The organism is Novosphingobium subterraneum (assembly GCF_000807925.1).
Lineage (GTDB): Bacteria > Pseudomonadota > Alphaproteobacteria > Sphingomonadales > Sphingomonadaceae > Novosphingobium > Novosphingobium subterraneum.
Window position 1 is genome coordinate 1 of sequence record NZ_JRVC01000022.1, and the last position, 24,402, is coordinate 24,402.

The following is a 24,402-nucleotide window of genomic DNA, read 5'->3' on the forward strand; positions in this document are numbered from 1 at the left end:
TCACGCTCGTCCCGGAACTGACCGGCAAGCTCTGAACCCCACTCGACCACAACGCCACGCTGGAGTGTTTCCCCGGGAAACACTCCAAATGGGTTAAAGGGGTAACGTCAGGCACTGGCTGAAATCGTCCAGCACGTATTCCGCAAAGGCCTCGCAATTGACGAAGCCGTGCTTGCGATAGAGCCCGAGTGCCGGTTCGAAGGCTGGGCCTTGGCCGGTTTCGAGGCTGACGCGGGCATAGCCGCGCTGCCGCGCAACCGAAAGCAGGCGTAGCAGCATGGCTTCGCCGATTTTCTTTCCCAACCAATCACTTGCGACACGCATGGACTTCAGTTCGCCATGCGTGGGATCGAGTTCGCGGATCGCGCCCATCCCGGCAAGCGCATTTCCGACCCACGCCGAATAGAAGGTAACGCCGGGCTGGCGCAGCTTTTCAACCGGGAGGGCGTGGACCTTGCAGGCAGGTGAGTTGGCATGCATGCCCGAGAGGTGGAAGGCGACAAGTTCGCGGATTGCCTCTCCGGAAAGATCGTCTTCGAGGATCCTGACGCGCTCCATTGGGCCCCTCCCTTCCAGTAACATTGACTTCTGAGCACGAATGGGCGCAGTCTCGCAATGCTTGAGATGAGCCGTGAATGGGTCGCCCCACCCAAGCACATCCGCACCACCGATCATCGGTGGGAGCGATAAAGGGGACGATGCCATGAAAAAGCTGATGATCCTGCCGGCGCTTGCGCTCGGCGTTGCCACGCCGTTGGCGGCGCAGGAATATCCGGTTGTGCCGGGAGATTACGTTACGGTCTCAATGATTTCGGTCGAGGATGGGCACGATCTCGAATATGCCAATCACCTCGCCGGAATGTGGCGCAAGGGCCAAGACTTTGCGGTCAAGCAGGGCTGGATCACCGGCTATGAAATCCAGACCAACGAGAACAAGCGGCCGGGTGAGCCCGACTTCTTCCTGATCACCCGATTCGCCAAGTTCGCCGAACCGGCGCAGGAAGATGCGCGGGAGAAGGCCTATAACGCGTTCATGGCGACTACAGCCGCGCAGATGCAGGCCGCATCGGGCGAACGTGCCAAGTACCGCAAGGTCATGGGTTCAATGCTGCTGCGCTCATGGAAATGGCGTAACTGATCCGAAAAGCGAGTCTCCGGCTTGTAGGCCGGGGGCTTGCGCTCAGGTGTGCTTGTCGGCCTTGCGACGCCCGAAGCGCATGCCGGTTTCAAGGCGTGCGCGCAGCTGGGCGTAATAGGCTTCGAGGAAAGCACGTTCGTCGCCCGCGCCTGCGTTCCAGCCGATCTTGCCGCAGATCGTGCGGGCCACATCACGCAGGGCTTCCTCGCGGTTCTCTCGCAGCACGCGCTCGAGCACCTGCAGTTCGTATTCTCCATAAACGGCAAGGTCGGCGTCGCTGAAGCGATACTGCACGCCGGTTGCCTGCGACAGGCCGCGCGCACCTTCGCCAACCGATAGCGCCTGTTCCAGCTTGCGCTTGGGCGCTTCGACCACCCAGGTTCCCGCGATCAGGTCCCCGCACCGGAGCCTGTCGCGATTGAAGAACGGAAACAGCGCAAAGAGCAGGAACCAGACGAGGCCCGCCCAGGCCGCCATCTCGGTATCGCCGCCTTCGACCGAGGCGACGACGATGAAGATCGCAGGCATGAACAGTTCGATATCGCGCACGAGGTTGCGGGCGATAACCGCTTCGGTGGTCAACCGCGCGCCATCCTTGCCACGCGCGCGGGCGGCGACGCGGATGCCGGTGATACGCTTGCCCGGCGTAGCGCCGCGCGGGCCGAGTTCGAAGAACAGGAACCAGGCGTTGCGAAACAGGAACAGCGCGATGATCCAGACGACTACCAGCGCCTGCACCGCGCGCCCGGCGGGGCTGTCATCATCATTGAAGTTGATGCCCACTGCATTGGCGACATAGGCAATGAGCAGCGTGGCGCCGATGATCGCGCCGACGATCATGGCCAGATCGAGGAAGAGTGCAGCGGCGCGCGCTCCGCGCGAGGCCAGGACGAATGGCAACGCCACGCCTTCAGGGGTGACGACCATACGGCGGCGGCGGTCCTGAAGCGCCTGCGGAGTACGGGGCGCGGACTTGGCGTCACGGCGGAAGGGCAGGCGTATCGCCATCAGCGGGCCTCACGCCGGAAGGCGAAGAAATAGCCGATCCACAGCACCAGCATGAAGCCTCCCACGGTGAGGCGCGATGGGGTGGAATCTATGAGCTGACGCCCGAAGCCTTCAAGCAGGGCGGCAAGGATCAGCATGAGGACCACGCCGGTCATGACCTGCGCGGCGCGGCGGCCGGCCGCGGCGGCGGCATCCATGACAGACATGTTGCCGGGGAAGGCCATGGCGCGCCCGATATGAATGCCGGCTGCGCCCGCCAGCAGGATCGCGAACAGCTCTGTCGTGCCGTGAATGGCGAGCCACCCGACAAAATCGAGCAGCAGGCCCTGTCCATGATATAGCCACAGCATCGCGCCAAGCAGTGCCGTGTTGTGAACCAGCAACAGCATGGTCGGCAGCCCGAAGGCAAAGCCCAGCGCGAAGCACATGATCGAGACTTGCGCGTTGTTGCTGAACAGGCCGGCGGCAAACACGCTCATCCCGCTCTGGTCCTGGTTGCCGAACAACGTTCCGTGCAAGACTTCGCGGCTCGCGCCCGGCACGCGGACATCGGCCATGCCGCCAGGGACCAGCGAATAGTACCATTCGGGGTTCGACGCCACGAGCAGCCAGCCGACCGCAGTGCCCGCAACCATCAATGCGAGCGCGATCAGCAGATCGATGCCGAGCCCGCGCACGCTGGCGCTCCATCCGCCGCCGATGAAGCCGCGAAACCATGACCACAACGAGGCGCGCGGGCCATAGACGAGGAACCAGGCACGCTGGGTCAGCGCTTCGAGATAGGCGACGAGCGCCGCGTCCAACGAGGTTTCGCGGGCGATCGAAAGGCTGGACGCGGCGGTGCGATAGAGCGCCGGAAGGGCGAGCAGGTCCTCATCCGAAACGCCGCGCGTGCGCCCGGCCTCCATGCGCTTGAGCACCGCTTCCAAGCGCTTCCAATCGGCTTCGCGTTCAAGCCGGAAGCGATCGGAACGCAGGGCGGCGTGTTCAGCCGCAACAGCGGCCTCCGTCGGCCGGGCAAACCAATTGCCGATCTTCTGGGCAATTCCTGTGGTGACAGCGTTCATCCGATGCGTCCCTCGCGCTTGATCGCGAGATAGGAATCGAGCAGCCGCGTGCCGATCTGGTCATGCGGCGCTTCTAGCACGCGCACACCGAGGTGGCGCAGGCGCTGGAGCACGATCGCGCGCTGCCTGGAAAGCGTGGAGGCGGTGACCGCTTCGGCGACGGATTGCATGTCGGTGACGGTGGCGGTTGCAAGGCCGGCGAGTTCGGCATCGGCCATGACCACGAACAGCACGAGGTGGCGCTCTACCAATCGGCCCACGTTCTCGACCATCAGCTCGGCGCTGGTGGGGTCGGAGAAATCAGAGAACAGCACGATCAGCGAACGGCGCTGCAGCCGTGCGGCGAGCGTGGACAGGGCGAGCGTGAAGTTGGGCTCGCCGGGATGGTAGTCGAGCCCGGCGGCGGCGCGCTGGAGGCGGACGAAATCGCGGCTGTCGGTGACGAACGGGGTGGCAACTTCCGGGCGCGCAGCGAAGCCGAACAGCGCGACGCGATCTTGCGCCTTGAGTGCGACATAGGCGGTGGTGAGTGCGGCGGTGACGGCGCGGTCGATCCGGGGCAGGCCGTCGATCGGTTCGCACATCGCCTGTCCGCAATCGAACGCGAAGACGATCTGGTTGTTGCGCTCGACCTCGTATTCCTTGGCGAAAAGGCGGGCGTGGCGGGCCGAGCTTTTCCAGTCGATCCGGCGGCGGTCCATGCCCGGTTCGTACTCGGCAAGTGCTTCGAATTCAGTGCCCTCGCCACGGATACGCCGCGCGATCAAGCCGAACTGGGCATCGCGCAGGAATATCTGCAGTGCCGGGCTGCGTACCGGGGCGATGTTCGGCCAGACCCGCACTTCGGCCTCAAGATCGCGGGTGGCCTGGCGGTGGGCGAGGCCGAGCGGGCCGCTCCAGCGCAGCCACAGGCGAGTGAGCTGGCCGGTGCCGCGGCGGGTGGGGGCGATCGTGGTGCTGCCACTCCATGCGCCGTCCGCGAAGGTGAGCGGCAGGGCAATACGGCCCCCCTCGGCAAGGCGAGAGTCGCATGCGATTGCCGCGTCGGGGCGGATGCCGTTGCGGACACGGGCGAGTGCGGCGACCACCGTCAAAGTGGCAGGTTCGCCGACCTCGCTATCGGACGGCGTGTGGATCTGTACGTCCTCGAGGGAGCCGGCGAAGAGGCCGTCGAGCAGGATCAGCACGAGCAGTGCGCCGCCCAGCGCAGGTGCGGCGATCCAGGCCGCAGGAGCGGCCGCGGCCAGGACCAGGGCCAGCGGGGCGAGGCCTGCAAAGAGCAGGACTGCACGGCCCGAGGGCAGGATGGCGGCAGGCTTGATCAACGGGGGGCTTCCGTGCCTTCTACCAGCGCAGCAACGATGGTCTCGACCTGCTTGCCTTCGATCTCGGCAGCGGGGCTGAGCATCAGGCGGTGGCGCAGGACGGCAGTGGCGAGCGCCTTGACGTCGTCGGGGATGACGTAATCACGACCATCGAGCGCGGCGCGTGCGCGGGCGGCCCCGGCCAGCAGCACGGCGGCGCGGGGGCTGGCTCCGACGACCAGATCGCCGCTTTCGCGCGTGGCGCGAACCAGGCGCACGATGTAGTCGACAATCGATTCAGCGAGCGTGATCGAGGCGATGGCGGACTGTGCGCGGCCAAGCTCTGCCGCAGTGGTCACGGAAACGACGCCGAGATCGGCGGGCTTGGGTGCGCCCTTGCCTTCGCCGTAGCGGGCAACGATGCGGGCTTCCTCCTCGATGGAAGGATAGCCGACGAGGAGCTTGAACAGGAAGCGGTCCAACTGGGCTTCGGGCAGCGGGTAGACGCCTTGGCTTTCGATCGGGTTCTGCGTGGCGACCACGGTAAAGCGTTCGGACAGGGCGTGGACCTCGCCGTCGAGGGTGACGCGGCGCTCCTGCATGGCTTCGAGCAGGGCAGCCTGCGTCTTGGGCGGGGTGCGGTTGATTTCGTCGGCCAGCAGCAGTTCGTGGAAGATGGGCCCGCGCGTGAGCGTGAACTGGCTGGTCTGGAAATTGAACAGGTTGGAGCCGAGGATGTCGCCGGGCATCAGATCGGGAGTGAACTGGATGCGCCCGAAATCAAGGCCGAGAGCGGCGGCAAAGGTCTGCGCGAGGAAGGTCTTCGCCGTGCCGGGAGGGCCTTCGAGCAGGACATGGCCGCCTGCGAACAGCGCGACGAGCAGGTGATCGAGCACCTCTTCCTGCCCTACGATCGCCTTGCCGACTTCGGCGCGGATCCGGCCGGATAGCGCGCCGAGCTCGGTCAGGGACATTTCGGGGGTCGTCTCGGTCACTTGAGGTGCCTTTCTATCTGCTGCAGCACTTGGGCGCGCTTCGTCAGTTCATGGGGCTTGCGGGCGTCGCGCAAGTGGCGAGCGGCCTGGGAAAACGGAGGGCCGGCGATGGCACGGCGGAGTTGCGCAGCGTCGATCAGGTGCTCGGTCTCCTGCGGGTCAAGGCCCTTGGGCAGGCCCAGCGCCAAGGCAATGCGTTCGCGCGTGGCATCGGCATAGGGCGCGGCGGCGAGGTGGACGCGGCCGGCGCGGCGGATGAGCCCCGCAGCGTTGGCGACCAGGGCGGCCTTGCCAAACGCGATTTCCTGCCCCTGCACCAGCGCCGGTCCGAAGCGATTGAGCGCGCGCCAGGCGATCGCCAGCGCGGCGAGCAAAAGGCAGATCGTGGCGGCAAGGAAAGGTGGCTCGAACGCGAGGGTCAGCAGATTGCGGCTGGCGCCGAAGCCGTTGAAGGTCATGTCGAAGACGATTGGTTGGCTGCGATCATCCGCCGTGGCGAGCACGAGATCGCGGGCAAGCATGGCGGTGTTGCGGTCGGCCAAGCCCCAGTTGTCGAGCAGGTCGGGCTCGAACACGAGGACGACAGGGTAGAGGTCTTCGTCGTCGCCGCCGTAACCAGGGTCGATCCCGGCAAAATTGTTGAGCGCGGGATAGTAGCCATCGTCATCGAGAAACGCCGCGAGCGTCTTGCCGCTGCCGGTGGTGAGTAGGGGGACGAGGCCCTTGCCGGAACCGGTTTCGATCTGGCGATCGTCAGGGAACTTGCCGCGGCGGTCACCAAGCTTCCAGCCACCTGCGGGAGGTGAGTCTTCATTGCCGATCTCGACCGTGACGTTGTCGGCAAAGCCCTTCCATTCAGGCGCCTGCGTGCCGACCATCTGCACCCAGCCGCGCTTGGCGGCCTTGGCGTTGACGCCCATCGCCAGCCACTTGGGGGTGACGACGATCGTCGGGCCCCAGTAGCGGTGGGCATCGACGATCCTGGCGATCTCCTTGCCATCGGCATCGACTGGCGGGGTGAGGATGAGCAGGCCCGGTGCGTTTTCCAGCGCGCGGCGGTTGCGCTGGCGCTGGACGTCAAGGCCTTCGGCTTCGAGCATCCGCGCAAGGCCTGCAAAGCCATTGAGGCCTTGCCCGCCGACATGCGCGCCGCCGTTGTTGCCATTGCCGCCGGTGCCGTTGCCAAGGAACCAGAGCAGCGCGACGAAGGCGAGCGCGCCGACCAGCAGCATCCCGGTCAGCGTGCCGCGCGAGAACGGGGTTGGTGCGGCATTGCTCATTGCGCAGCGACCGTCAGCGGCGCGATGGCAAAGCGGGAATAGGCTTCGCGCGCCGTGCTCCATTCGTCTGCCCCCAAGGGCCGCAGGGCATAGCGCGCGCGCTCGACCAGGCTGGCGATGGTGCCGAAGGCGGCGCGCGCTTCTCCGGGTAGCCCGGTGATGGTGCCGATTTCGCGCGCGGTGCTGGAGGGGGCCAGCCAATCGGGCCGGGCGCGGGCGATCTGGCCAACGCTGCGCTTGAGCAGGAGATGCGCGGCCTCGCCATAGAGGCCTTGCGCGGCAAGGCGGTCAGCGTCCTCGAGCAGGGCGAGCGCTTCTTCGCGCAGCGGCGCCCATTCAGGCTCTGCCACTCTCCGGTGGGTGCCACGTTCGCGCCACAGCGGCCAGAGCAGGCTCCATGCGATCCACAGCACGCCGAGCCCTGCGCCGACCAGCATCAGCATCTCGATCACGCTCCAGCTGCCGCCGAGCAGGCGCCCGAGCGGTGAGAGAAGCCATTCGAGGAAGCGGCCAAGCGCCTTGAGCCAGTCCGGCGTGACGGGCATGGGATCGGGCGGGACAGGTGCGAGCTGGATATCGCCCGATTCGCGGATCGAGCGCCATGCAGCCTCGGCTGCGGCCGCATCATTTGCTGGTACTGTTGCCGAAGCCGGTGCCGTCACCCGCGCAACCTTGCACGCGGCAGGCGACGGGGCAAGCACAAGTCACCGTCCTTTTGAATACTCTTACTGGCCGCGGATGCGTTCCAACGGGTAAGTCCCAAGTATTCGCAGGTTCTTGGCAAAGAAATCGAGCTCTTCGAGCGCGAGATCGACGGGGCGTTCACCCGGCGCGCCGACGATATCGGCATAGAATTCGGTGGCGGCAAAGCTCGCGCCGCGCTGATAGCTTTCCAGCTTGGTCATGTTGACGCCGTTTGTCGCAAAGCCGCCCAGCGCCTTGTAGAGCGCAGCCGGGATATTGCGCACTTCGAATACGAACGTCGTCATCGCCGGGCCGGAGATGGTGGCCGGATCGCGCGGGGTCCTGGACAGGATCACGAAGCGGGTGGTGTTGTCGTGCGCGTCCTCGACGTTGTCCTCGATCACCTTCAGGCCATAGAGTTCGGCGGCGATGCGCGGGGCAAGTGCGGCCACGGTCGGATCGCCCAGTTCGGCGACATAGGCAGCGGCCCCGGCGGTATCGGCATAGCTCATCGGCACGATGCCGCGGTCACGCAGATAGAATCGCGACTGGCCGAGCGCCTGCGGGTGACTGTATGCGGCGGTGAACGGACCATCGCCAAGCGCCATCAGGCTCGCATGGATCTCGAGGAAGTGTTCGCCGACAATCGAAAGGCCGCTCTCGGGCAGCAGGAAGTGGATGTCGGCTACGCGCCCGTGCTGCGAATTCTCGATCGGTATGATCGCGTGGGCCGCGCGGCCTTCCTTGACCGCGTCGAGCGCGTCTTCGAACGAGAAGCATGGCAGCGGCAGGCAATCGGGCAAGGCCTCGAGCGCGGCGCGGTGGGAGTTGGCGCCCGGCGCCCCCTGGAACGAAACGGCGCGCGCAGGATCGGCGGCTGCAGCGGCAGCCATGTTCTCGACAAGGGCAAGCGCGGGGGCGGGATAGCTCTGCATGATGGCTCGCGCGTTAAGCCGCTCTGTTCTTTCGGGCAAGGGAGATCGAATTTGCGGCGCAAACCATCTTGCGCTGCCGCATGGCCCTGACTAGAGGGACCCCGAACTCGCGCGGGTGTCGGCAAGGTGCTGACGTTGCGCCTATGGGGCTCGTAAATGGACGATCGTTTCAATACCATCGCCGGATGGACCTTGTTCGGGGGCATCGTGGCTCTGGGGCTCTCCAGCCTGTCGGCGCACTACTTCCTGGCCGACAAGGAGCACCGTCCGGAAAAGATGGGCTACGCGATCGAGGGCGTCGTCGAAGAAGGTGCCGAGGGTGGCGGGGCGGCTGAGCTGCCGCTGGCGAATCTCCTCGCTGCTGGTGACGTTGCCAAGGGCGAAGCCGTTTTTGCCAAGTGCAAGGCCTGCCACACCGCCGAGCAGGGCGGCGCCAATGGCATCGGTCCGAACCTCTATGGCATCGTCGGCAAGCCGGTCGGCAAGCATGCTGCGGGCTTTGCCTATTCGGCTGATCTCGCTGCCAAGGGCGGCAACTGGGATTTCGCCACGCTTGATGCCTGGTTGAAGAACCCCAAGGCCTTTGCCGCCGGCACCAAGATGTCATTCGCCGGTCTGCCCAAGGGTGAAGACCGCGCCAACGTGATTCTCTATCTCAACTCGCTCGGCTCGAACCTGCCGCTGCCTGCGCCTGAAGCCGTTCCGGCAGCTGGTGCTGCGCCTGCCGAAGGTGCTGCCGTTGCTCTGGTTGGCGATGCCGCCAAGGGCGAGGCAGTCTTTGCCAAGTGCAAGGCTTGCCACACCATCGATCAGGGCGGTGCCAACGGCATTGGTCCCAACCTGTTCGGCGTTCATGGTGAGGCCGTGGCTGGCGATCGCGGCGGTTATGCCTTCTCCGACGCGCTCAAGGGCAAGGGCGGCACCTGGGACGATGCCACGCTCGATGCCTGGCTGAAGAATCCCAAGGCCTTTGCCGCTGGCACCAAGATGACCTTCGCCGGCATTGCTGACGATCAGCAGCGTGCGGACGTGATCGCCTACCTGAAGTCGAAGAAGTAAACTTCGCTTTCAGACGAAATTCAAAAGGGCGTCCGGAGCGATCCGGGCGCCCTTTTGATGTCTTCGGTACCTATTGCGTTTGCGCATGAGCCGCGCAGAGTTGCGCTTTAGGAGAAACCGATGCGCCTGTTTACTGCATTGCCGCTTCTGCTCGTCATGACTCCGGCCGGTGCGGCGGAACCTCCCGCCGCCATGCAGGGCAACTGGACCGTTGATTTGTCAGCCAAGCCGGACGAGCCTTACACAAAACCGATGGTGCTACAGCTGCAGGCCGATGGCACGGTCAAGGGCAGCTTCTACGAGAGCGAAATACTGGCAGGACGCTGGAAGACCGACCGCGCGCGGACTTGCGTGAGCTTTCGCACCACCGATGGCGCCGGGCCCTATCACACGGCGGCGTGCCTGGTAGGCGATCACATAGAGGGCCAGACCTGGGCGGAGCATCGCAGCTTCCTGTTCAACTGGAACGCGAAGCGCTGACCGTCAGAGGTGGCAGGCCTCGGCCATGATCGCTGCATTTAGCGTCTCTGGCTCAACCGGGGCGTACTGATCGGCACTGTCGGCGGCAACGGCGTTGCGGGACAGGATCTCGCCGGACGTCGCGTAGTCCGTTGCCGCGGCAATGAGCACGCGCTTCGCGGCGCAGTCATAGCGGAACAGGATGATCTTGCGCCCGGTGGCCAAGCTCGCGGCGGGGGCAAAGTCGAAACCTGCCCAGACCTGACGGACGGCAAAGCTACGAGCCGGGCTGGGCGGCAGTTCGCGGACTGATTCGGGACGCACGAGCACTTCGGTGCGGTCCTCGGCCACGCCGATGACCTTCCAGTCGGCAGACCATCCTCTTGCTGCGATGTCTTCTGCCATTGCCCTGCCGGAGAAGCCGAGGAAGGCGAGAGGGAGCAGCAGGCTGCGGATGGAGGTCATCGGGTGGCTCCGGAGTGCTTCGGTTAAGGTGCTGATAACCATGCCCGCCAGGCGCGCCCAGCTAGGGGTTTGTCCTGAGTCCCGCGATGCGACAGCAGGCTAGTCGTCGGTTAACGCAGGCTCGCCCGCACGGCCCTTGAACCCTTGGGCAATCACGTACCACTCCGAGGAATCCTTGCGGCTCGAGGGCGGCTTGGCGTGCTTTACAGTCGTGAAGTTCTTCTTGAGGATCTTGAGGAGTTCGCCATCGGTGCCGCCGGCAAAGACCTTGGCGACGAACGCCCCGCCGGGGGCCAGGGTCTGGACGGCAAAGTCTACAGCCGTCTCGACCAGGCCCATCGTGCGCAGGTGGTCGGTCTGCTTGTGGCCAACGGTGTTGGCGGCCATGTCGGAGATCACGAGATCTGGGGGACCATCCAGCGCACCTTGCAGAGCTTCCGGCGCCTCATCGGCCATGAAGTCCATCTGGAAGATGGTCACGCCCTCGATCGGATCGGTGGGCAGGAGATCGATGCCAACGATCTTTGCCGCCGGCGACTTCTTGCGCACGACCTGGCTCCACCCGCCAGGCGCGATGCCGAGATCGACGACACGCTTCGAGCCTTTGAGCAGGCCGAACTTCTCATCGAGATCGATCAGCTTGAATGCCGCGCGGCTGCGCCAGCCTTCGGCCTTGGCCTGCTTCACGTAAGGGTCGTTGAGCTGGCGCGACAGCCAGCGCACCGATGAGGCCGAGCGGCCCTTGGCGCTCTTGAGCCGCTCGTTGGGATTCTTTCCGGAACGACTCATGCTGCTTCCGTTTTCCTGGGCCCGCGCGGATCGGCGCCGGTGGCCATGAGGCTGCGCAGGATGCCTTCGCGAATGCCGCGATCGGCAATGCCAAGGCGCTCTGCCGGCCAGATGTCGAGGATCGATTCGAGGATGGCACACCCGGCGACGACGAGGTCCGAGCGTTCGCGCCCGATGCAGGGCACGGCAATGCGCTCCGCCGGGGTCATCGTTGACAGACGGCGCGAGATGTCGCGCATGGAATCGGCCGGCACGATCAGGCCGTCGACTGCGCGGCGATCATACTGCGGCAGTTCGAGATGGAGTGATGCCAGCGTGGTGACGGTGCCGCTGGTGCCCAGCAGGCGGATGCTGCGCTCGCCCTGCGCTGCGTGCCGGATCGGCGTTACGCGGGCGGTGAAATCGGAAAAACCTTCGTCCACACGGCGGCGCATCTCGGCATAGGCGACCGCGCGGGCATGCGGATCGTCGGCAATCGCGCCGATGCTCTCGGTCAAAGAGACGACGCCCCATGGCACCGACTGCCAATCGAGGATGCGGGGCACGGTTTCGCCGGTTTCCACCAGCACCATCTCCGTCGACCCGCCGCCGATGTCGAAGATCATCGCCGGGCCGTTGCCCTGTTCGAGCAGAATGTGGCAGCCGAGCACGGCGAGGCGTGCCTCTTCCTGCGCGGTGATGATATTCAGGTGGATGCCGGTTTCGTTGCGAACGCGATCGATGAAGGCCTGTCCGTTGCTCGCACGGCGGCAGGCTTCGGTGGCAACCGAGCGGGCAAGATGCACGTTGCGCTTGCGCAGCTTGTCGGCACAGACGTGCAGGGCGCCAAGCGCGCGGTCCATGGCCTCGTCGGAAAGGCGCCCGGTCTGGGCCAGTCCCTCGCCCAGGCGGACCACGCGGCTGAAGGCGTCGATCACCACGAAATGCTCGCCCGAGGGCCTTGCGATCAGGAGACGGCAGTTATTGGTGCCCAGGTCGATCGCGGCATAGGCCTGGCGGTGATGGGGCAGCGGTTTCTGCCAGGTGCTTGCACCCTTCTGCCAGGTGCTTGCACGCTCAAACGCGGGCGGTGCGGGAGATTCCGCCACCACAGCCGGAGTTGCCGCGGCGATAGCCTCGTGCGTGCCGCCACCGCGTGCTGCGGGCGGACTGGTCTTGCCGGCCGACTTGGGTGGGACACCGCTCCCGGTCTTGCCGCGTGGCCGACGGGGCTTTTTCCTTTGCCCCTTCTTGCCGCCTGCCGTCTTCCCGTTGGCCGGCTGGCCGTCCGGTCGCGCGCCTTGCCCATTTGCCGGCGGAATGGAACCCGCCATGAATCGTATTCGCTTATGTTTTCCCGCGCCGCCTGATGCAGGCCGGGTACTTGATGCCAATGCTAGCGATGTGCCGCCCCGCCCGCAAGACCGGCACCAAAAATGCCCATTGAACCGCTTGACTTGGGCGCACTCGCCCCCTAGTTGCGCGCCTCACACTGCCCCGTCGTCTAATGGTAAGACTACGGATTCTGATTCCGTCTATCGAGGTTCGAATCCTCGCGGGGCATCCAGCTTTCCAGACTTTCTGCCTGCCATGAGCAGCCCCCAGGTGATCGCCAGGACGAAAACCTGCGCCTCGATGACCGCGGTGAGCCCCCGTGCAGTCGTTGTAAGCCCCTGTTCGCCAAGCAGGTTGCCAATCCTGTCGACATCGAGCTGCATGCCCGCAACTCCCAGCTCGAGAGCCTGGAGTGAGCCTGCCAGCAGAACTCCGCCGGAAAGGTAGATCAGGAGGCCCGCCGTCCCTCCCGCGCACAGTGCGGCGGCAAGCACGACACGTCGGCTTTGGCCGGTGCACGCGGCCCACGAGGCCAGACCTGCCGCAGAGCCAAGAATTGCGCCCTCAAAAGGTCCGGTGACGTAAAGGTCCGATACGCCGGACAGCAACCCCACGCCTTCCCGGCCCAAGAGGTTGCCCAGAGCGCCAGTCGCGAGGCCGCCCAGTGCGGCGCCGGCAACGATCAACCAATCGGCATTCTGGCGCCAAGCCACGGTGGCAGCCATTCCCGCGCCCAGACCTGCACCGGCGAGAAGACCGAGGACACCGATCATCGCGGACAGAACAAGCACCTGACCGCCACCGCCAGTCCCCGCGATGATGCCATAGCACAGCCCGGCGGCGGCTCCGGCCACGAGTCCCGACAAAGTGCAGGCCGCGGCGATACGCGACGCTCGCGCCATTGGTTCGGCAGCATCCGCTTGCTGCGGCATCGCAGCAATGAAGCGGTAGCCGTGTTTCGGCACTGTCTGAATGAAGCGGGGATTGGCCGCATTGTCTCCCAGCGCGCGGCGCAGGGTGCGGATACACTGTGTCAGCGCCTCGTCTGTAACCGGGATGCCCTGCCAGACCTCGTCCATGAAGCTGTCCTTGCTCACCAGTTCGCCCCGCCGCGCGACCAGCAGCGCGAGCGCATCGAAGTAGCGGCTGCCGAGCTCGACCGGTTTTCCGTGTTGCAGCAACTGCCGGTTCTCGCAGTCGAGCTCGAAGTCCCCGAAGCGCAGAATCTGTGCGTGTCTTCCCATTGCGTCCGGGTCTGCTGCCATACCGGAGCATTGGCAAGCGCTTGGCGTGTTGTCAGCAATTGCTCATCTTTTCCTCATGCCTTTCAGACCGCGCCGCCTCATCAATCGCCGCCATAAATGCGCAAGGAGGCTCGATCATGACCAACGCCCATACTTCGAAGACTGCCAATGGCTGGCGAATTGCCGGATGGGGCAGCCTCCTGGCACTGCTCCTCCTTCCCGCCCTGGCGATGCAGCTGACCCCGGAGGTGAATTGGACTGCCGGGGACTTCGTGTTCGCCGCACTGCTGCTAGGCTTCATCGGCGCCGTATGCGAACTTGCGGCCAGATATGCTCAGGCAGGAACACAGCGCGTGGGTTACATCCTCGCCGGTGTTGCAGCCTTCCTTACCGTCTGGTCGAACGCTGCCGTTGGCATCATTGGCGATGACAATTCCGTCAACGCGCTCTTTTTCCTCATGGTTGTTGTCGGGATGGCGGTGGCGGTGGCTTGTCGGTTCCGCCCCCGCGCCATGCGCTGGATAGCGTTGTGCCTTGCCGCAGGCCAGTATGCCGCCGGTGTCGTCGCCCTCAACCAGATGCCGGGGCACGCTGTCGAATGGGGCGTCCTGACGTTCTTTGCCTTGCTGTGGCTTGCAGTCGCCTGGTGCCATCATCGCGCTGAACTGGCCTAGCACCGCCGCATACAGCTTGCGGGGCCCACCAGCGCGGACCGGCGTGTGCGGCAATCTTTCCTTGCACGGTTCGGGGGTTGCGCTTTCCGGCATGGTGACCGACCTATGCAGGCATGACTGAAGAAGAAAAGCAGCACGAGCTGACCAAGCGCAAGTTCTACAAGGCCGAGCAGGAAGCCGGTTTCGTCGAGAACCACCCCAAGACCACCCCCCAGCAGCAGGACCCGGCCTACCGGCTGGCCTTCCGTGACACCGACTTCCTCCTGCGCGAGGAATTGCGACCGGTGCGGTTCCAGCTGGAACTGCTCAAGACCGAGATGCTGCTCGACGAAGCGGACATCGGATCGACGCTGGTTGTCTATGGGTCTGCGCGCATCCCTTCGCCCGACATGGTCGAAGCGGCGCTCGCGACGGCGACCACGCCCGAGCGCAAGGCGGTGATCGAGAGCCTTGTTGCCAAGGCCAAGTACTACGAAGAAGCGCGTAAGCTGGCCTTCACCGCCAGCAAGTGCGGGCTGGTGGAAGACGGCAAGCGCCAGTTCGTGATCTGCTCGGGCGGCGGGCCATCGATCATGGAAGCGGCCAATCGCGGGGCGCACGATGCTGGCGCCGAATCGATCGGGCTGAACATCGTCCTGCCGCACGAGCAGGCACCGAACAGCTATGTCACGCCGCACCTCTCGTTCCAGTTCCACTACTTCGCGCTGCGGAAGATGCACTTCCTGCTGCGGGCGCGGGCGGTGGCGGTGTTCCCGGGAGGCTTCGGCACTTTCGATGAGTTCTTCGAACTGCTGACCCTGATCCAGACCGGCAAGATGAAGCCGATCCCAATCCTGCTGTTCGGCGGTGATTACTGGAACCGCGTGGTGAACTTCCGTGCGCTTGCCGAGGAAGGCGTAATCAACTTCGAGGACCTGGAGCTGTTCATTCCGGTGGAGACAGCCGAGGAAGCCTGGGACCACATCGTCAAGTTCTACGATCTGGACTGCTGACCGATGATCCGGACCTCGCGGCTGCTGTTGCGACCGGTGCGCCCGCAGGAGGACCTTGCGGCGATGCACGCGATCATGCGGCAGCCGCGTGCCATGGCCTACTGGTCCACACCGCCGCACGACAGCGAGGCCGTGACAGCGGAATGGCTTGGCAACATGGCGGACATCCCTGACCTGGAGGGTGAGGATTTCATCGTCGAGCATCAGGGCCGCGTCATCGGCAAGGCGGGATTCTACCGCTTCCCCGACCTCGGCTACATGTTCGACCCGGACGTCTGGGGGCAGGGCTTCGCACGTGAGGCAGTGGGCGTGGTGATAGCGCGCGGCTTTACCGTCCATCACCTGCCGCGCATCCTTGCCGACGTCGATCCGCGCAACAAGGCTTCCATCCGGCTGCTCGAACGGCTCGGTTTTGCCGAGACACACCGCGCGGCGCGGACGTGGCTGGTCGGCGAGGAGTGGTGCGACAGCGTCTACTTCGCGCTAACGCGCGAGGATTGGGATCAGCGCACCGCCTGATGGCCGAGCGGGCCGTGGCCAGCGCCGAAGCCGGGCGCGGCCAGCAGGGCAGCGCGGACGAATTCTCTGGCGTCTTCCACCGCCTCTTCGAGCGACGCGCCGCTGGCGAGCAGCGTGGCGATGGCGCTCGACATCGTGCAGCCGGTGCCGTGGGTGTGGCGCGTCTCGATGCGCGGTGCGGTCCAGACGCGCTCGGACTGCCCTGGAATGACCAGGCGGTCGATCACTTCGGGACCGTCGGCGTCCCCGCCCTTGGCGATATAGGCAATGCCCCGCCCCTGCATCGCGGCATCGCCACCAAGCGCTGCGAGCTCAGGTACGTTCGGCGTTGTCAGCGTGGCGAGCGCCATCAGTCGTTCGAAGGCAGCAATTGTAGCTGCGTCAGCGAGCGCTGCACCGCTGGTGGAGATCATCACGGGGTCAAACACGATGGGCACGGACAGGCATTCGAGCCGGTCTGCTACCACGGTCGCAATCTGGGGTGAGCCGAGCATGCCGATCTTCACCGCATCTACGCCCAGATCGTTGAGGCAGGCGTCGATCTGCGCGGCGACCATGGCGGGATCGACCGGGAGGACGGCATGGACGCGGGTGGTGTCCTGCGCGGTCAGGGCGCAGATCGCGGTCATCGCATAGCCACCAAGCATGGTGATCGTCTTGATGTCGGCCTGGATGCCGGCGCCGCCGCCGGAATCCGAGCCTGCGATCGACAGGACGCGGGGTGGCCTCATCCCTTGAACTTGCGCTCCGTTGATGGCGGGTGCTTGGCGTGGAGCGCCTTCGCCCGCGTCGGGCGGTCCATAAGTTCACCGCCGCAGTTGGGGCAGCGATCGTCGAGCTCTTCGGCGCATTCGGCGCACCACGTGCATTCGAACGAGCAGATGAAGGCGCCGGGGGCTTCGGCCGGAAGATCCGCGCCGCAGCGTTCGCAATCGGGGCGCATTTCCAGCATCAGGCAGCCTTCCTGACGGCATCGCAGATCTGGTCGACCACAGCCTCGACTTCGCCGGCGTCGTCACCCTCGGCCATCACGCGAATGACCGGTTCGGTGCCGGATGGACGGATGACGAGGCGGCCCTTGCCGATCAGGCGCGCCTCGGCATCAGCGATCGCCTGCTTCACCGTCTTGTCGTCCAAGGGCTTGCCGCCAGCAAAGCGCACGTTCTTCAGCAATTGCGGGACCGGGTCGAACTGATGCAGCAGCTCGCTGGCCGGCTTGCCGCTTTCGACCAGCGCGGCCAGCACCTGCAGGGCCGCGACCGTGCCGTCACCAGTGGTGGCGTGATCGGTCAGGATCATGTGGCCGGACTGCTCGCCACCGACATTGAACCCGCCTTCGCGCATGCGTTCGAGCACGTAGCGGTCCCCCACTGCGGTGCGTTCGAGTGTCAGGCCCTTGCCATTGAGGCAGCGTTCGAGGCCGAGGTTGGACATGACAGTGGCCACCACGCCGCCGCCGCGCAGCTCTCCACGCGCGGCAAGCTGGGTGCCGATCAGTGCCATGATCTGGTCGCCGTCGACCGTCTGGCTTTTCTCGTCGACCACGATCAGGCGATCGGCGTCGCCGTCGAGGGCAATGCCGATATCGGCCCGCACTTCGCGAACCTTGGCCTTGATCGCATCAAGATGGGTGGAGCCGACCCCGGCATTGATGTTCTTGCCGTTGGGCTCGACGCCCATGGCGATGACTTCCGCGCCCAGTTCCCACAGCGCCGAGGGCGTGACGTGGTAGGCTGCGCCGTTTGCGCAATCGATCACGATGCGCAGGCCATCGAGCCGCACGTTGTCAGGCAAGCTGGCCTTGACCGCATGGATATAGCGGCCGCGCGCATCCTCGATACGACGGGCGCGCCCGACTTGCGTGGCGTCGGCGAGGGCAAGATCCTGGGCCAGCATGGCTTCGATGCTGAGTTCAGCATCGTCCGAAAGCTTGAAGCCGTCCGGCCCGAACAGCTTGATGCCGTTGTCCTCGAAAGGGTTGTGGCTGGCCGAGATCATCACGCCAAGGTCCGCCCGCATCGAGCGGGTGAGCATGGCGACCGCGGGCGTCGGCATCGGTCCGAGCAGGACGACATCCATGCCAACCGAAGTGAACCCGGCGACCATCGCGCTTTCCATCATGTAGCCGGACAGGCGCGTGTCCTTGCCGATCACGACGCGATGGCGGTGGTCGCCGCGCTGGAAGTACGTGCCTGCCGCCTGCCCGACCTTCATTGCGGTCGCGGCGGTCATCACTCCGGCGTTGGTCCGGCCCCGGATGCCATCGGTGCCGAAGAACTTGCGTGCCATGAAACGGCGTTTCCCTCTTTTTCGTGCGCCCGATCCCGGGCGGCATGCGTTGCCTTGCCGTGCAACCTAGCTAGAGTTGTCTCAAGATGACCTTACCGCCTTCTGAAAATTCGTCCATCACGCAACCGCCGATCCCGACGATCCGCGCAGGCTGGATCTTTGCCGCGCTTGTCGGAGGGCTTGCGTTGGGCCTTTCCCTGGCGTTTCTTGACCCGGCGCTGCTTGATCCCGTGCTGGTCGTGGCACAACCTGTCGGTACGCTGTGGCTGAACGCCTTACGCGCTACGATCGTGCCGCTCGTGGTTTCGCTGCTGTTCACCGGCATCGCACAGACGGTGGCCGCAGCGCGTGCGGGGGCGCTGGCAAGACGGGCGTTGCTGTTCTTCTTCGCGATCTTGGCCGGCGGAAGTGCAATGGCGGGACTGCTGATCCCGGCGATCCTTTCCGTTTTCCCGATGCCGACCGCCGCTGCAGCAGCCTTGCGGGCCAGCGTCGCGCAGATTCACGACAAGGCGACCGTGCCCGGCTTTGGCGCCTTCCTGCAATCGCTGGTGCCCACCAACGTGCTGCAATCGGCTGCCACGGACCAGATCCTGCCGGTCATCCTGTTTACCGCCGTGTTCGGCCTTGCCGCCACGCGCCTTGCCGAAACGCAACGGCGGTCGCTCGCGACATTCTTCGAGGCCGTCGCCAATGCGATGCTGGTGGTGATCGGCTGGGTGCTTCTGGCCGCTCCCCTCGGCGTGTTCTGCCTCAGCCTTTCGGTTGCGGCGCAGAGCGGGACTTCGGCCATCGGCGCGCTGGCGCACTACGTTGTGGTAGTGACGTCGGCCGGCACCGTGATCTTCCTTATGGCCTATGCCGTTGCCGTGTTCGGCGCGCGTCTGCGGCTGGGCGAGTTCGCCCGCGCTGTGCTGCCGGCGCAGGCTCTGGCACTTTCGACGCAGTCCTCTCTCGCAACGCTTCCCGCAATGTTGACGGTTTGCCGCAAGCTGGGCGTTCGGGACCAGACTTCAGACCTTGTGATGCCACTTGCCGTGGCGCTGTTCCGCGCGACCGGGCCAGCGATGAACTTCGCTGTCGCCATCTACGTTGCGCATTGGTTCGGCATGCCGATCACGCCTTCGATGCTGGTTGCGGGCTGCGTGGTGGCAACGCTGACGACACTGGGCGCGGTCAGCCTGCCCGGCGCAATCAGCTTCGTGACCTCAATCGGCCCCATCTCCATCGCGATGGGCATACCGGTGGAGCCACTCGCCATCCTGGTTGCCGTGGAAGTCCTGCCCGACCTCATGCGCACGCTCGGCAACGTGACGATGGACGTCGCGGTGACGGCGGCGGTCGACCGCGCACACAGTGAACCTGCGCGATAAGTGCAACTGCTGTTTCGATAATTTCAACGACCTTGGGGCGGGACGACTTCGCAACCAACGACTACCTCGCGCGTTGGTCTGCGACGCAGATTTCCAAGCAAGGACGTTGACTATCATGGCGATTACACTTCCCCCGCTTCCTTATGCCGATACCGCACTCGAGCCGAGCATCTCGGCGACGACGCTGCAGACGCACCACGGCAAGCATCACAAGGCCTACGTCGACAAGACCAATGCCGCGATCGAGGGCACGGACCTGGCGGACAAGAGCCTCGAGGAAGTCGTCGCCGCTGCCGAGGCAAAGGGCGACAAGGGCCTGTTCAACAATGCTGCGCAGAGCTGGAACCACGCCTTCTACTGGAATAGCCTGACACCGACCTCGTCCGAGCCGACCGGCGATCTTGCTGCAGCGATCGAAGGCAGCTTCGGCTCGCTCGACCGCCTGCGCGAGGAACTGGCGTCACAGGGCGCGGCACACTTTGCCTCGGGCTGGGTCTGGCTCGTGGCCCGCGGCGACAAGCTGGCTGTCGAACAGACGCATGACGCGGCGACCTTTGCCACCGGCGATGCCAAGCCGCTGCTGGTCATCGACCTGTGGGAGCACGCCTACTATCTCGACCACAAGAACCTGCGCCCCGAATATCTCAAGGCGGTGATCGAAAAGCATCTGAACTGGGAGTTTGCCGCGGAGAACCTCGGCCGCGATGGCACCTGGACCTATCCGGCCTGATTCGCATCCGCTTGCCCGTCCTCGTCGATACCGGCGAGGCGGGCAGGTTCGAAAAGAGCCTCGCCAAACAGGAAGCCGACGAGGTTCGGCCTGCCGATATGATCAAGCAGCGCGGCGATGGTCAGCAGGATCGGGACCGAAAGCAGTGCGCCGAGCACGCCCCAGATCCATGAAAAGTAGCTGATCGACAGCAGGATCGCGACGGGATTGAGGGTGAAGCGCGCGCCGAGGATCGACGGGGTCAGCACATTCGATTCGATAGCGTGGAGCACCAGGTAGGCAAGAACCGGCACCAGACCCACCGCCACGCTACTAGCCGTGCCGAGTCCCACCAGTGCCAGCAGTCCCATCATCACCAGTGGTCCCAGGTAGGGCAGAAAATTGAGCACGAAGGCAAGGCCGCCCCACATGACCGGCGCGGCGAGACCAAAGCCCCATGCTCCCAGCGCCACGACGACCCCGACGCCGAAGTTCACCTGTGCCACGGTAAGGATGTAGCTCGCGACACGCTCCTGCACATCGCGCAGGACCCGTGCGAGGCGGACTGAGGCGTTGAAGGAATGGCGATCCAGCAGGATGCGTCGCTTCATGCGAATGCGCGATTCGATCATGAAGAAGGTCATCAGCAGGGTAAGCAGGGTTTCCAGGATCACGCTCGGCGTGGCAAAGGCGACCTGTTCGATCACTGACGGACTGGCGACAACCACTTCGCGTGTGGCCGAATGCCCGGTGATCCGGGCAAGCTGCCGGTTCACATCGGCGATCCATGAAAGGTTTCCGCGAAGCTCGGCAAACCGTCCGGCAACCTGCCGGGCCAGGGCCGGGACCTGATCCACCATCACGAACGCGGGCTGCAGGATCAGCAGTAGCGCCATCAACACGACTGCGATCAGCGCGCAGATCGCGATGAAGGATGCCAGCATGTTTGGCAGGCCCAGACGGGTCAGTCGGTCGGCAAGCGGCGACATGACGATCGTGAAGATCATCGCCGTCACCGGAGGGAGAAAGACCACCGACCCGATGGAGAGCACGAACGGCAAGGCAAGGAACAGCCCCAGCCCCAGCAAAAGGACAATGGCCGATTGCAGCCGTGCACGACGATCCGCCGGATCGTCGACGTCCAGCGGTCTTTCCAGCATTTCTGACGGCTGTTGATTCACGCAAACGGGCCTGACGGAGGTTTCAGTGTTCCATCCACCGTTGTCAGGCGCTGATCAATAGCCTTGGCAGGAGGCCGCGTGAATTTGCAGGGGAGTGTTGCTGCTCCGACAGAGCAGTCCGTCAGGACTGGCTGCCGGCGTGTACGGTATGATCGAGTTCGCTCATGATTGCCGAGTGGGCCACCGCATCATCAGTGCTGCGGCGCGGGATTTGCCCATTCTCGATCATTTGCGACAGTGCTGCGCGGGCGCGACCAACGCGGCTCTTGATTGTACCCACGGCACAACCGCAAATCTGGGCGGCTTCCTCGTAACTGAAGCCGCCTGCGCCCACCAGCAGCAATGCCTCGCGCCGTTCGGGCGGAAGCGTGAGCAAGGCTCGGTGCATGTCCGAAAGGTGCATGGGCCCCTCCTGCGCGGCGGGGGCGACCAGGATCCGTTCAGCTACGGTTTCATCATAGTCGGCGCGGAAGCGGTTCCGGCGCATGTCGGTCAGGTAGGCATTGCGAAGGATCACGAAAGTCCATGCACGCATCGAGGTGCCCGGCTCGAACCGCTCCTGCGCGGCCCAGGCCTTGAGCAGCGTTTCCTGTACCAGATCATCGGCAAGATCCGGCCTGCCGCAAAGACCGCGCGCGAACGCGCGAAGGTGGGGGATGACGCCGGTCAGTTCGCGTTTGAACGTGACCGGATCGCTGGCGGGGCGAGGCGTCTTGTCGATGTCAACACCGGCAGCCTTCGGAGCAGCTTCAGCCATTGGACGGATCGTCCAGCTTGTTCAGCAGATCGGCAAAGGTGTCTGGCAGAGGTTCATCGAGTACGGAATCGTAAAGGCGCTTGAGCCCATCTGCCCATTCGGGCGGGCGCGGTTTTCCGCCTTTGCGGCGCTGCTGACCCGGATTCATTGGTTGTTCTTTCGACATTCGCTCTGTCAACGCCTCCCCCTCCAGGGATAAATCCAAAGTGTGACCGCAACGGCGCGGCAGATGCGCATTTCTGAATGCATCGCGCCCGTCCACTGAATTGCTTTCATCAGAAAGCGATCAAGGTAAACGGCAAAGCGCGCGACGCGAGGTTTTGATGTGGAACGATATTGGCTCCTGTCGGTTCCCGAGCTGATGCTTGCAGCGAAATTTTCGCTTCGCGGGCGTTTGGCTGTATCGGGGGAAGCGGGTTTCTTGGTGAAACCTGCAATGGAAGGGACAACGGGCGCGCGATGGAGAAATTGCTTGCCCAGAAAAAGCTGACGTCCAGATGGTACGAGCGCTTTCCCCGCGCCCTGCCCGTCGGTATTTTTGGCCTTACCATGGCAGTCACGGTCATTAGCGTCGCAGCCATCGAAACTGCCGAAGATCGTCGCCAAACCGCCACCACGGCGCAACTTGCCCAGTCCGTCGCGTCCGGTCTGGAGCGGCGGTCCAACGCCAATGCCGCCTATCTGCGTTCAAGTGCAGCGTTGTTCGCGACACAGCAGATGGTCGAGGCACCGCTGTTCCGTACCTTTATCCGCCAACTGCATCTTGATGGCCGATATGTCGGATCCGATGGGATCGGCTGGGCGATGAAGGTTAACAGCGCCGACGTACCGACGGTTGAAGCGATCATGCGGAACGGAGGGGTGAGCGATTTCGCGATCCGGCCACAGCCCGGTGCGGAACGACCGTTTGTGGTCCCTGTGATGTATCTTGAGCCGAATACCCTGCGCAATAGACGCGCAATCGGCTTCGATATGTTTTCCGAGACCGTGCGGCGTGCCGCGATGAAGTCAGCCGAGCGTGCCGGTCAGCCAACCGCTTCTGGTGCGGTCGTGCTCGAGCAGGAAGGTCACGAAGCGCGTCAGCCGGGCTTCCTCGTCTACATGCCGGTGTACACGCTGAACAGCGACCCGAGCCCGCGCGCCCTGCGCGGGTATGTGTATTCTCCCTACAATGCGCAGCGCTTCCTCGAATCGTCCATCGACGCCAACCACCTTGGGGGCGCTGGCGTGCGATTGTTCGATGAGGATGCATCCGGCAAAAGGCTGATGGCCGAGGTCGCGCCGGTCGGAGCATCAGGACGGATCATTCGCCAGGCGCTCGACATTGCCGGGCATCGCTTCATTCTGGAAATCGAGGCACCGACAACCCCGATGCTTTCGATCATGTCGGTCATGTCGCTGCTGTTCGGCCTGCTTGTTGCGACGCTGCTTCTCGTCCTCGCCCGCCTGCTGACTCAGCAGGCCGTGGAAGACCGCATCGCCCTCGCCTGGTTCGAGCAGCAGTCCTCGATCCGCAACTCGTTGACGCGCGAACTCAACCATCGCGTCAAGAACACTTTGGCCAACGTGCTTTCGATCATCTCGCTGACGCGTCGCCGTGCGACGAGCCTGCCGGAATTTGCCGACAGCCTGGAAATGCGCATTCGCGCGCTGTCTGCAACTCACGATTTGCTGACGCAGTCCGATTGGGGAACGACGCCGGTCATGGCTGTCGTAAGGGCCGAACTCGCGCCCTATGCGCAAGATGCCCAACGCCATCTCGTTATCTCAGGCCCTGACGTGGAACTCGCGCCGAACGATGCCTTGTCGCTGGGGCTTGCCATCCACGAACTGGCCACAAACGCGGCAAAGTACGGGGCGTTAAGTGTCGAGACCGGGCAAGTGTCGGTCACATGGGATATGGCCGGCGAGAACCTGGCGCGCATCGAATGGGTCGAGCGGGGAGGCCCTGCGATCGACACCACCGTTCGCCGCAAGCGCGGTTTCGGCACAGAACTGGTAGAGAAGATCGTTGCGCACGAATTGCGCAATCCGGTCGACCTGAAGTTCGAGGCCGAAGGCGTCCGCTGCAGCCTGCTCATTCCGGTCAGACGGCGCGGCGATTTCGCCATACGACAAGGGCGCGGCTGACACCGCGCCCTTGGCTTGGTCACTCGGCCAAAAGCCT

General features: G+C 64.5%; 27 protein-coding genes and 1 tRNA gene. 10 read left to right on the top strand and 18 right to left on the bottom strand.

Annotation, left to right across the window (positions count from 1 at the left end; translation table 11 throughout):
- Nucleotides 1–93 precede the first annotated feature (93 nt).
- On the bottom strand, nt 94–558 hold the full coding sequence (locus NJ75_RS18055; protein ID WP_156135853.1) for a GNAT family N-acetyltransferase: 465 nt from the start codon (nt 556–558) through the stop codon (nt 94–96).
- 145 nt (nt 559–703) lie between these two features.
- On the opposite strand from NJ75_RS18055, the gene NJ75_RS18060 reads away from it, so the two are divergent.
- Nucleotides 704–1,138, top strand: coding sequence for a hypothetical protein (locus NJ75_RS18060; protein WP_039337026.1), 435 nt, complete (start codon nt 704–706; stop codon nt 1,136–1,138).
- Nucleotides 1,139–1,180: 42 nt separating this feature from the next.
- Here NJ75_RS18060 and NJ75_RS18065 read toward each other — a convergent pair whose 3' ends face one another.
- From NJ75_RS18065 to NJ75_RS18095, 7 genes are all read right to left on the bottom strand, one after another.
- Entirely contained in the window at nt 1,181–2,146 is a 966-nt protein-coding gene (locus NJ75_RS18065) for an RDD family protein (RefSeq protein ID WP_039337028.1), read from the bottom strand.
- Nucleotides 2,146–3,213, bottom strand: a complete 1,068-nt coding sequence (locus tag NJ75_RS18070) for a stage II sporulation protein M (protein WP_039337030.1) — start codon at nt 3,211–3,213, stop codon at nt 2,146–2,148. The genes NJ75_RS18065 and NJ75_RS18070 overlap by 1 nt, the downstream gene beginning before the upstream one ends.
- Complete coding sequence (locus NJ75_RS18075; RefSeq protein ID WP_039337032.1) at nt 3,210–4,538, bottom strand: DUF58 domain-containing protein; 1,329 nt, start codon at nt 4,536–4,538, stop codon at nt 3,210–3,212. Before NJ75_RS18075 ends, NJ75_RS18070 begins: the two co-directional genes overlap by 4 nt.
- Complete coding sequence (locus NJ75_RS18080) at nt 4,535–5,491, bottom strand: AAA family ATPase (RefSeq protein ID WP_039337255.1); 957 nt, start codon at nt 5,489–5,491, stop codon at nt 4,535–4,537. Before NJ75_RS18080 ends, NJ75_RS18075 begins: the two co-directional genes overlap by 4 nt.
- A gap of 17 nt (nt 5,492–5,508) precedes the next feature.
- Nucleotides 5,509–6,792: a hypothetical protein gene (locus NJ75_RS18085; protein WP_039337033.1), complete on the bottom strand. Its 1,284-nt coding sequence runs from the start codon at nt 6,790–6,792 to the stop codon at nt 5,509–5,511.
- The gene (locus tag NJ75_RS18090) at nt 6,789–7,454 is read right to left on the bottom strand and encodes a DUF4129 domain-containing protein (protein ID WP_052242644.1); all 666 of its coding nucleotides are present in this window, start codon (nt 7,452–7,454) and stop codon (nt 6,789–6,791) included. The genes NJ75_RS18085 and NJ75_RS18090 overlap by 4 nt, the downstream gene beginning before the upstream one ends.
- Nucleotides 7,455–7,517: 63 nt before the next feature.
- The gene (locus tag NJ75_RS18095) at nt 7,518–8,411 is read right to left on the bottom strand and encodes a prephenate dehydratase (RefSeq protein ID WP_039337034.1); all 894 of its coding nucleotides are present in this window, start codon (nt 8,409–8,411) and stop codon (nt 7,518–7,520) included.
- Between the two features lie 156 nt (nt 8,412–8,567).
- Between NJ75_RS18095 and NJ75_RS25445 the strand changes: the two genes are divergently transcribed.
- Both NJ75_RS25445 and NJ75_RS18105 read left to right on the top strand, forming a co-directional pair.
- Nucleotides 8,568–9,470 (top strand): c-type cytochrome, encoded by a 903-nt coding sequence (locus NJ75_RS25445; protein WP_082013457.1) that lies wholly within the window; start codon nt 8,568–8,570, stop codon nt 9,468–9,470.
- Nucleotides 9,471–9,590: 120 nt separating this feature from the next.
- Nucleotides 9,591–9,950 (top strand): hypothetical protein, encoded by a 360-nt coding sequence (locus NJ75_RS18105; protein WP_039337035.1) that lies wholly within the window; start codon nt 9,591–9,593, stop codon nt 9,948–9,950.
- A 3-nt stretch (nt 9,951–9,953) separates the two neighbouring features.
- Here the strand turns inward: NJ75_RS18105 and NJ75_RS18110 are convergent, their stop codons facing one another.
- The 3 genes from NJ75_RS18110 to NJ75_RS18120 form a co-directional block, all read right to left on the bottom strand.
- Nucleotides 9,954–10,394, bottom strand: coding sequence for a surface-adhesin E family protein (locus tag NJ75_RS18110; protein ID WP_039337037.1), 441 nt, complete (start codon nt 10,392–10,394; stop codon nt 9,954–9,956).
- A gap of 99 nt (nt 10,395–10,493) precedes the next feature.
- On the bottom strand, nt 10,494–11,183 hold the full coding sequence (locus tag NJ75_RS18115) for an RlmE family RNA methyltransferase (RefSeq protein ID WP_039337040.1): 690 nt from the start codon (nt 11,181–11,183) through the stop codon (nt 10,494–10,496).
- Nucleotides 11,180–12,496, bottom strand: coding sequence for a Ppx/GppA phosphatase family protein (locus NJ75_RS18120; protein WP_039337042.1), 1,317 nt, complete (start codon nt 12,494–12,496; stop codon nt 11,180–11,182). The genes NJ75_RS18115 and NJ75_RS18120 overlap by 4 nt, the downstream gene beginning before the upstream one ends.
- 159 nt (nt 12,497–12,655) lie before the next feature.
- Between NJ75_RS18120 and NJ75_RS18125 the strand changes: the two genes are divergently transcribed.
- Nucleotides 12,656–12,729: transfer RNA gene (locus NJ75_RS18125), tRNA-Gln, on the top strand.
- Here the strand turns inward: NJ75_RS18125 and NJ75_RS23880 are convergent.
- On the bottom strand, nt 12,698–13,741 hold the full coding sequence (locus NJ75_RS23880; RefSeq protein WP_169745741.1) for a winged helix-turn-helix domain-containing protein: 1,044 nt from the start codon (nt 13,739–13,741) through the stop codon (nt 12,698–12,700). The two genes, NJ75_RS18125 and NJ75_RS23880, sit on opposite strands and share 32 nt — an antisense overlap.
- Nucleotides 13,742–13,878: 137 nt before the next feature.
- Between NJ75_RS23880 and NJ75_RS18140 the strand changes: the two genes are divergently transcribed.
- The 3 genes from NJ75_RS18140 (at nt 13,879) to NJ75_RS18150 (ending at nt 15,926) form a co-directional block, all read left to right on the top strand.
- On the top strand, nt 13,879–14,415 hold the full coding sequence (locus tag NJ75_RS18140; protein ID WP_052242627.1) for a hypothetical protein: 537 nt from the start codon (nt 13,879–13,881) through the stop codon (nt 14,413–14,415).
- Between the two features lie 113 nt (nt 14,416–14,528).
- On the top strand, nt 14,529–15,407 hold the full coding sequence (locus NJ75_RS18145; RefSeq protein WP_039337048.1) for an LOG family protein: 879 nt from the start codon (nt 14,529–14,531) through the stop codon (nt 15,405–15,407).
- Nucleotides 15,408–15,410: 3 nt separating this feature from the next.
- On the top strand, nt 15,411–15,926 hold the full coding sequence (locus tag NJ75_RS18150; RefSeq protein ID WP_039337051.1) for a GNAT family N-acetyltransferase: 516 nt from the start codon (nt 15,411–15,413) through the stop codon (nt 15,924–15,926).
- On the opposite strand, the gene thiD is transcribed toward NJ75_RS18150, so the two are convergent.
- From thiD to glmM, 3 genes are read right to left on the bottom strand one after another with little or no spacing between them, the layout of a single operon-like run.
- A complete protein-coding gene (thiD, locus tag NJ75_RS18155) occupies nt 15,911–16,657 on the bottom strand; it encodes a bifunctional hydroxymethylpyrimidine kinase/phosphomethylpyrimidine kinase (protein WP_039337053.1) in 747 nt (248 codons plus the stop codon). The two genes, NJ75_RS18150 and thiD, sit on opposite strands and share 16 nt — an antisense overlap.
- Nucleotides 16,654–16,878 (bottom strand): DUF1272 domain-containing protein, encoded by a 225-nt coding sequence (locus NJ75_RS18160; RefSeq protein WP_039337056.1) that lies wholly within the window; start codon nt 16,876–16,878, stop codon nt 16,654–16,656. The genes thiD and NJ75_RS18160 overlap by 4 nt, the downstream gene beginning before the upstream one ends.
- Nucleotides 16,878–18,215 carry a phosphoglucosamine mutase gene (gene glmM, locus NJ75_RS18165; protein WP_039337058.1) on the bottom strand — a complete coding sequence of 446 codons (1,338 nt, stop codon included), beginning with the start codon at nt 18,213–18,215 and terminating at the stop codon, nt 16,878–16,880. Before glmM ends, NJ75_RS18160 begins: the two co-directional genes overlap by 1 nt.
- A gap of 86 nt (nt 18,216–18,301) precedes the next feature.
- Between glmM and NJ75_RS18170 the strand changes: the two genes are divergently transcribed.
- Together NJ75_RS18170 and NJ75_RS18175 are read left to right on the top strand one after the other, a co-directional pair.
- Nucleotides 18,302–19,588: a dicarboxylate/amino acid:cation symporter gene (locus tag NJ75_RS18170; RefSeq protein WP_039337060.1), complete on the top strand. Its 1,287-nt coding sequence runs from the start codon at nt 18,302–18,304 to the stop codon at nt 19,586–19,588.
- 115 nt (nt 19,589–19,703) lie between these two features.
- Entirely contained in the window at nt 19,704–20,318 is a 615-nt protein-coding gene (locus tag NJ75_RS18175) for a superoxide dismutase (protein WP_039337062.1), read from the top strand.
- Here the strand turns inward: NJ75_RS18175 and NJ75_RS18180 are convergent.
- The 3 genes from NJ75_RS18180 to NJ75_RS25180 all read right to left on the bottom strand — a co-directional run bounded on the left by NJ75_RS18180 (nt 20,306) and on the right by NJ75_RS25180 (nt 22,497).
- Entirely contained in the window at nt 20,306–21,457 is a 1,152-nt protein-coding gene (locus NJ75_RS18180) for an AI-2E family transporter (RefSeq protein ID WP_052242628.1), read from the bottom strand. The two genes, NJ75_RS18175 and NJ75_RS18180, sit on opposite strands and share 13 nt — an antisense overlap.
- A gap of 142 nt (nt 21,458–21,599) precedes the next feature.
- The gene (locus NJ75_RS18185) at nt 21,600–22,235 is read right to left on the bottom strand and encodes a sigma-70 family RNA polymerase sigma factor (RefSeq protein ID WP_052242629.1); all 636 of its coding nucleotides are present in this window, start codon (nt 22,233–22,235) and stop codon (nt 21,600–21,602) included.
- Nucleotides 22,228–22,497 carry a NepR family anti-sigma factor gene (locus tag NJ75_RS25180; protein WP_156135854.1) on the bottom strand — a complete coding sequence of 90 codons (270 nt, stop codon included), beginning with the start codon at nt 22,495–22,497 and terminating at the stop codon, nt 22,228–22,230. Before NJ75_RS25180 ends, NJ75_RS18185 begins: the two co-directional genes overlap by 8 nt.
- A gap of 197 nt (nt 22,498–22,694) precedes the next feature.
- Here NJ75_RS25180 and NJ75_RS18190 point away from each other — a divergent pair, with 197 nt between their 5' ends.
- Entirely contained in the window at nt 22,695–24,365 is a 1,671-nt protein-coding gene (locus tag NJ75_RS18190; RefSeq protein ID WP_052242630.1) for a CHASE domain-containing protein, read from the top strand.
- Nucleotides 24,366–24,402 lie beyond the last annotated feature (37 nt).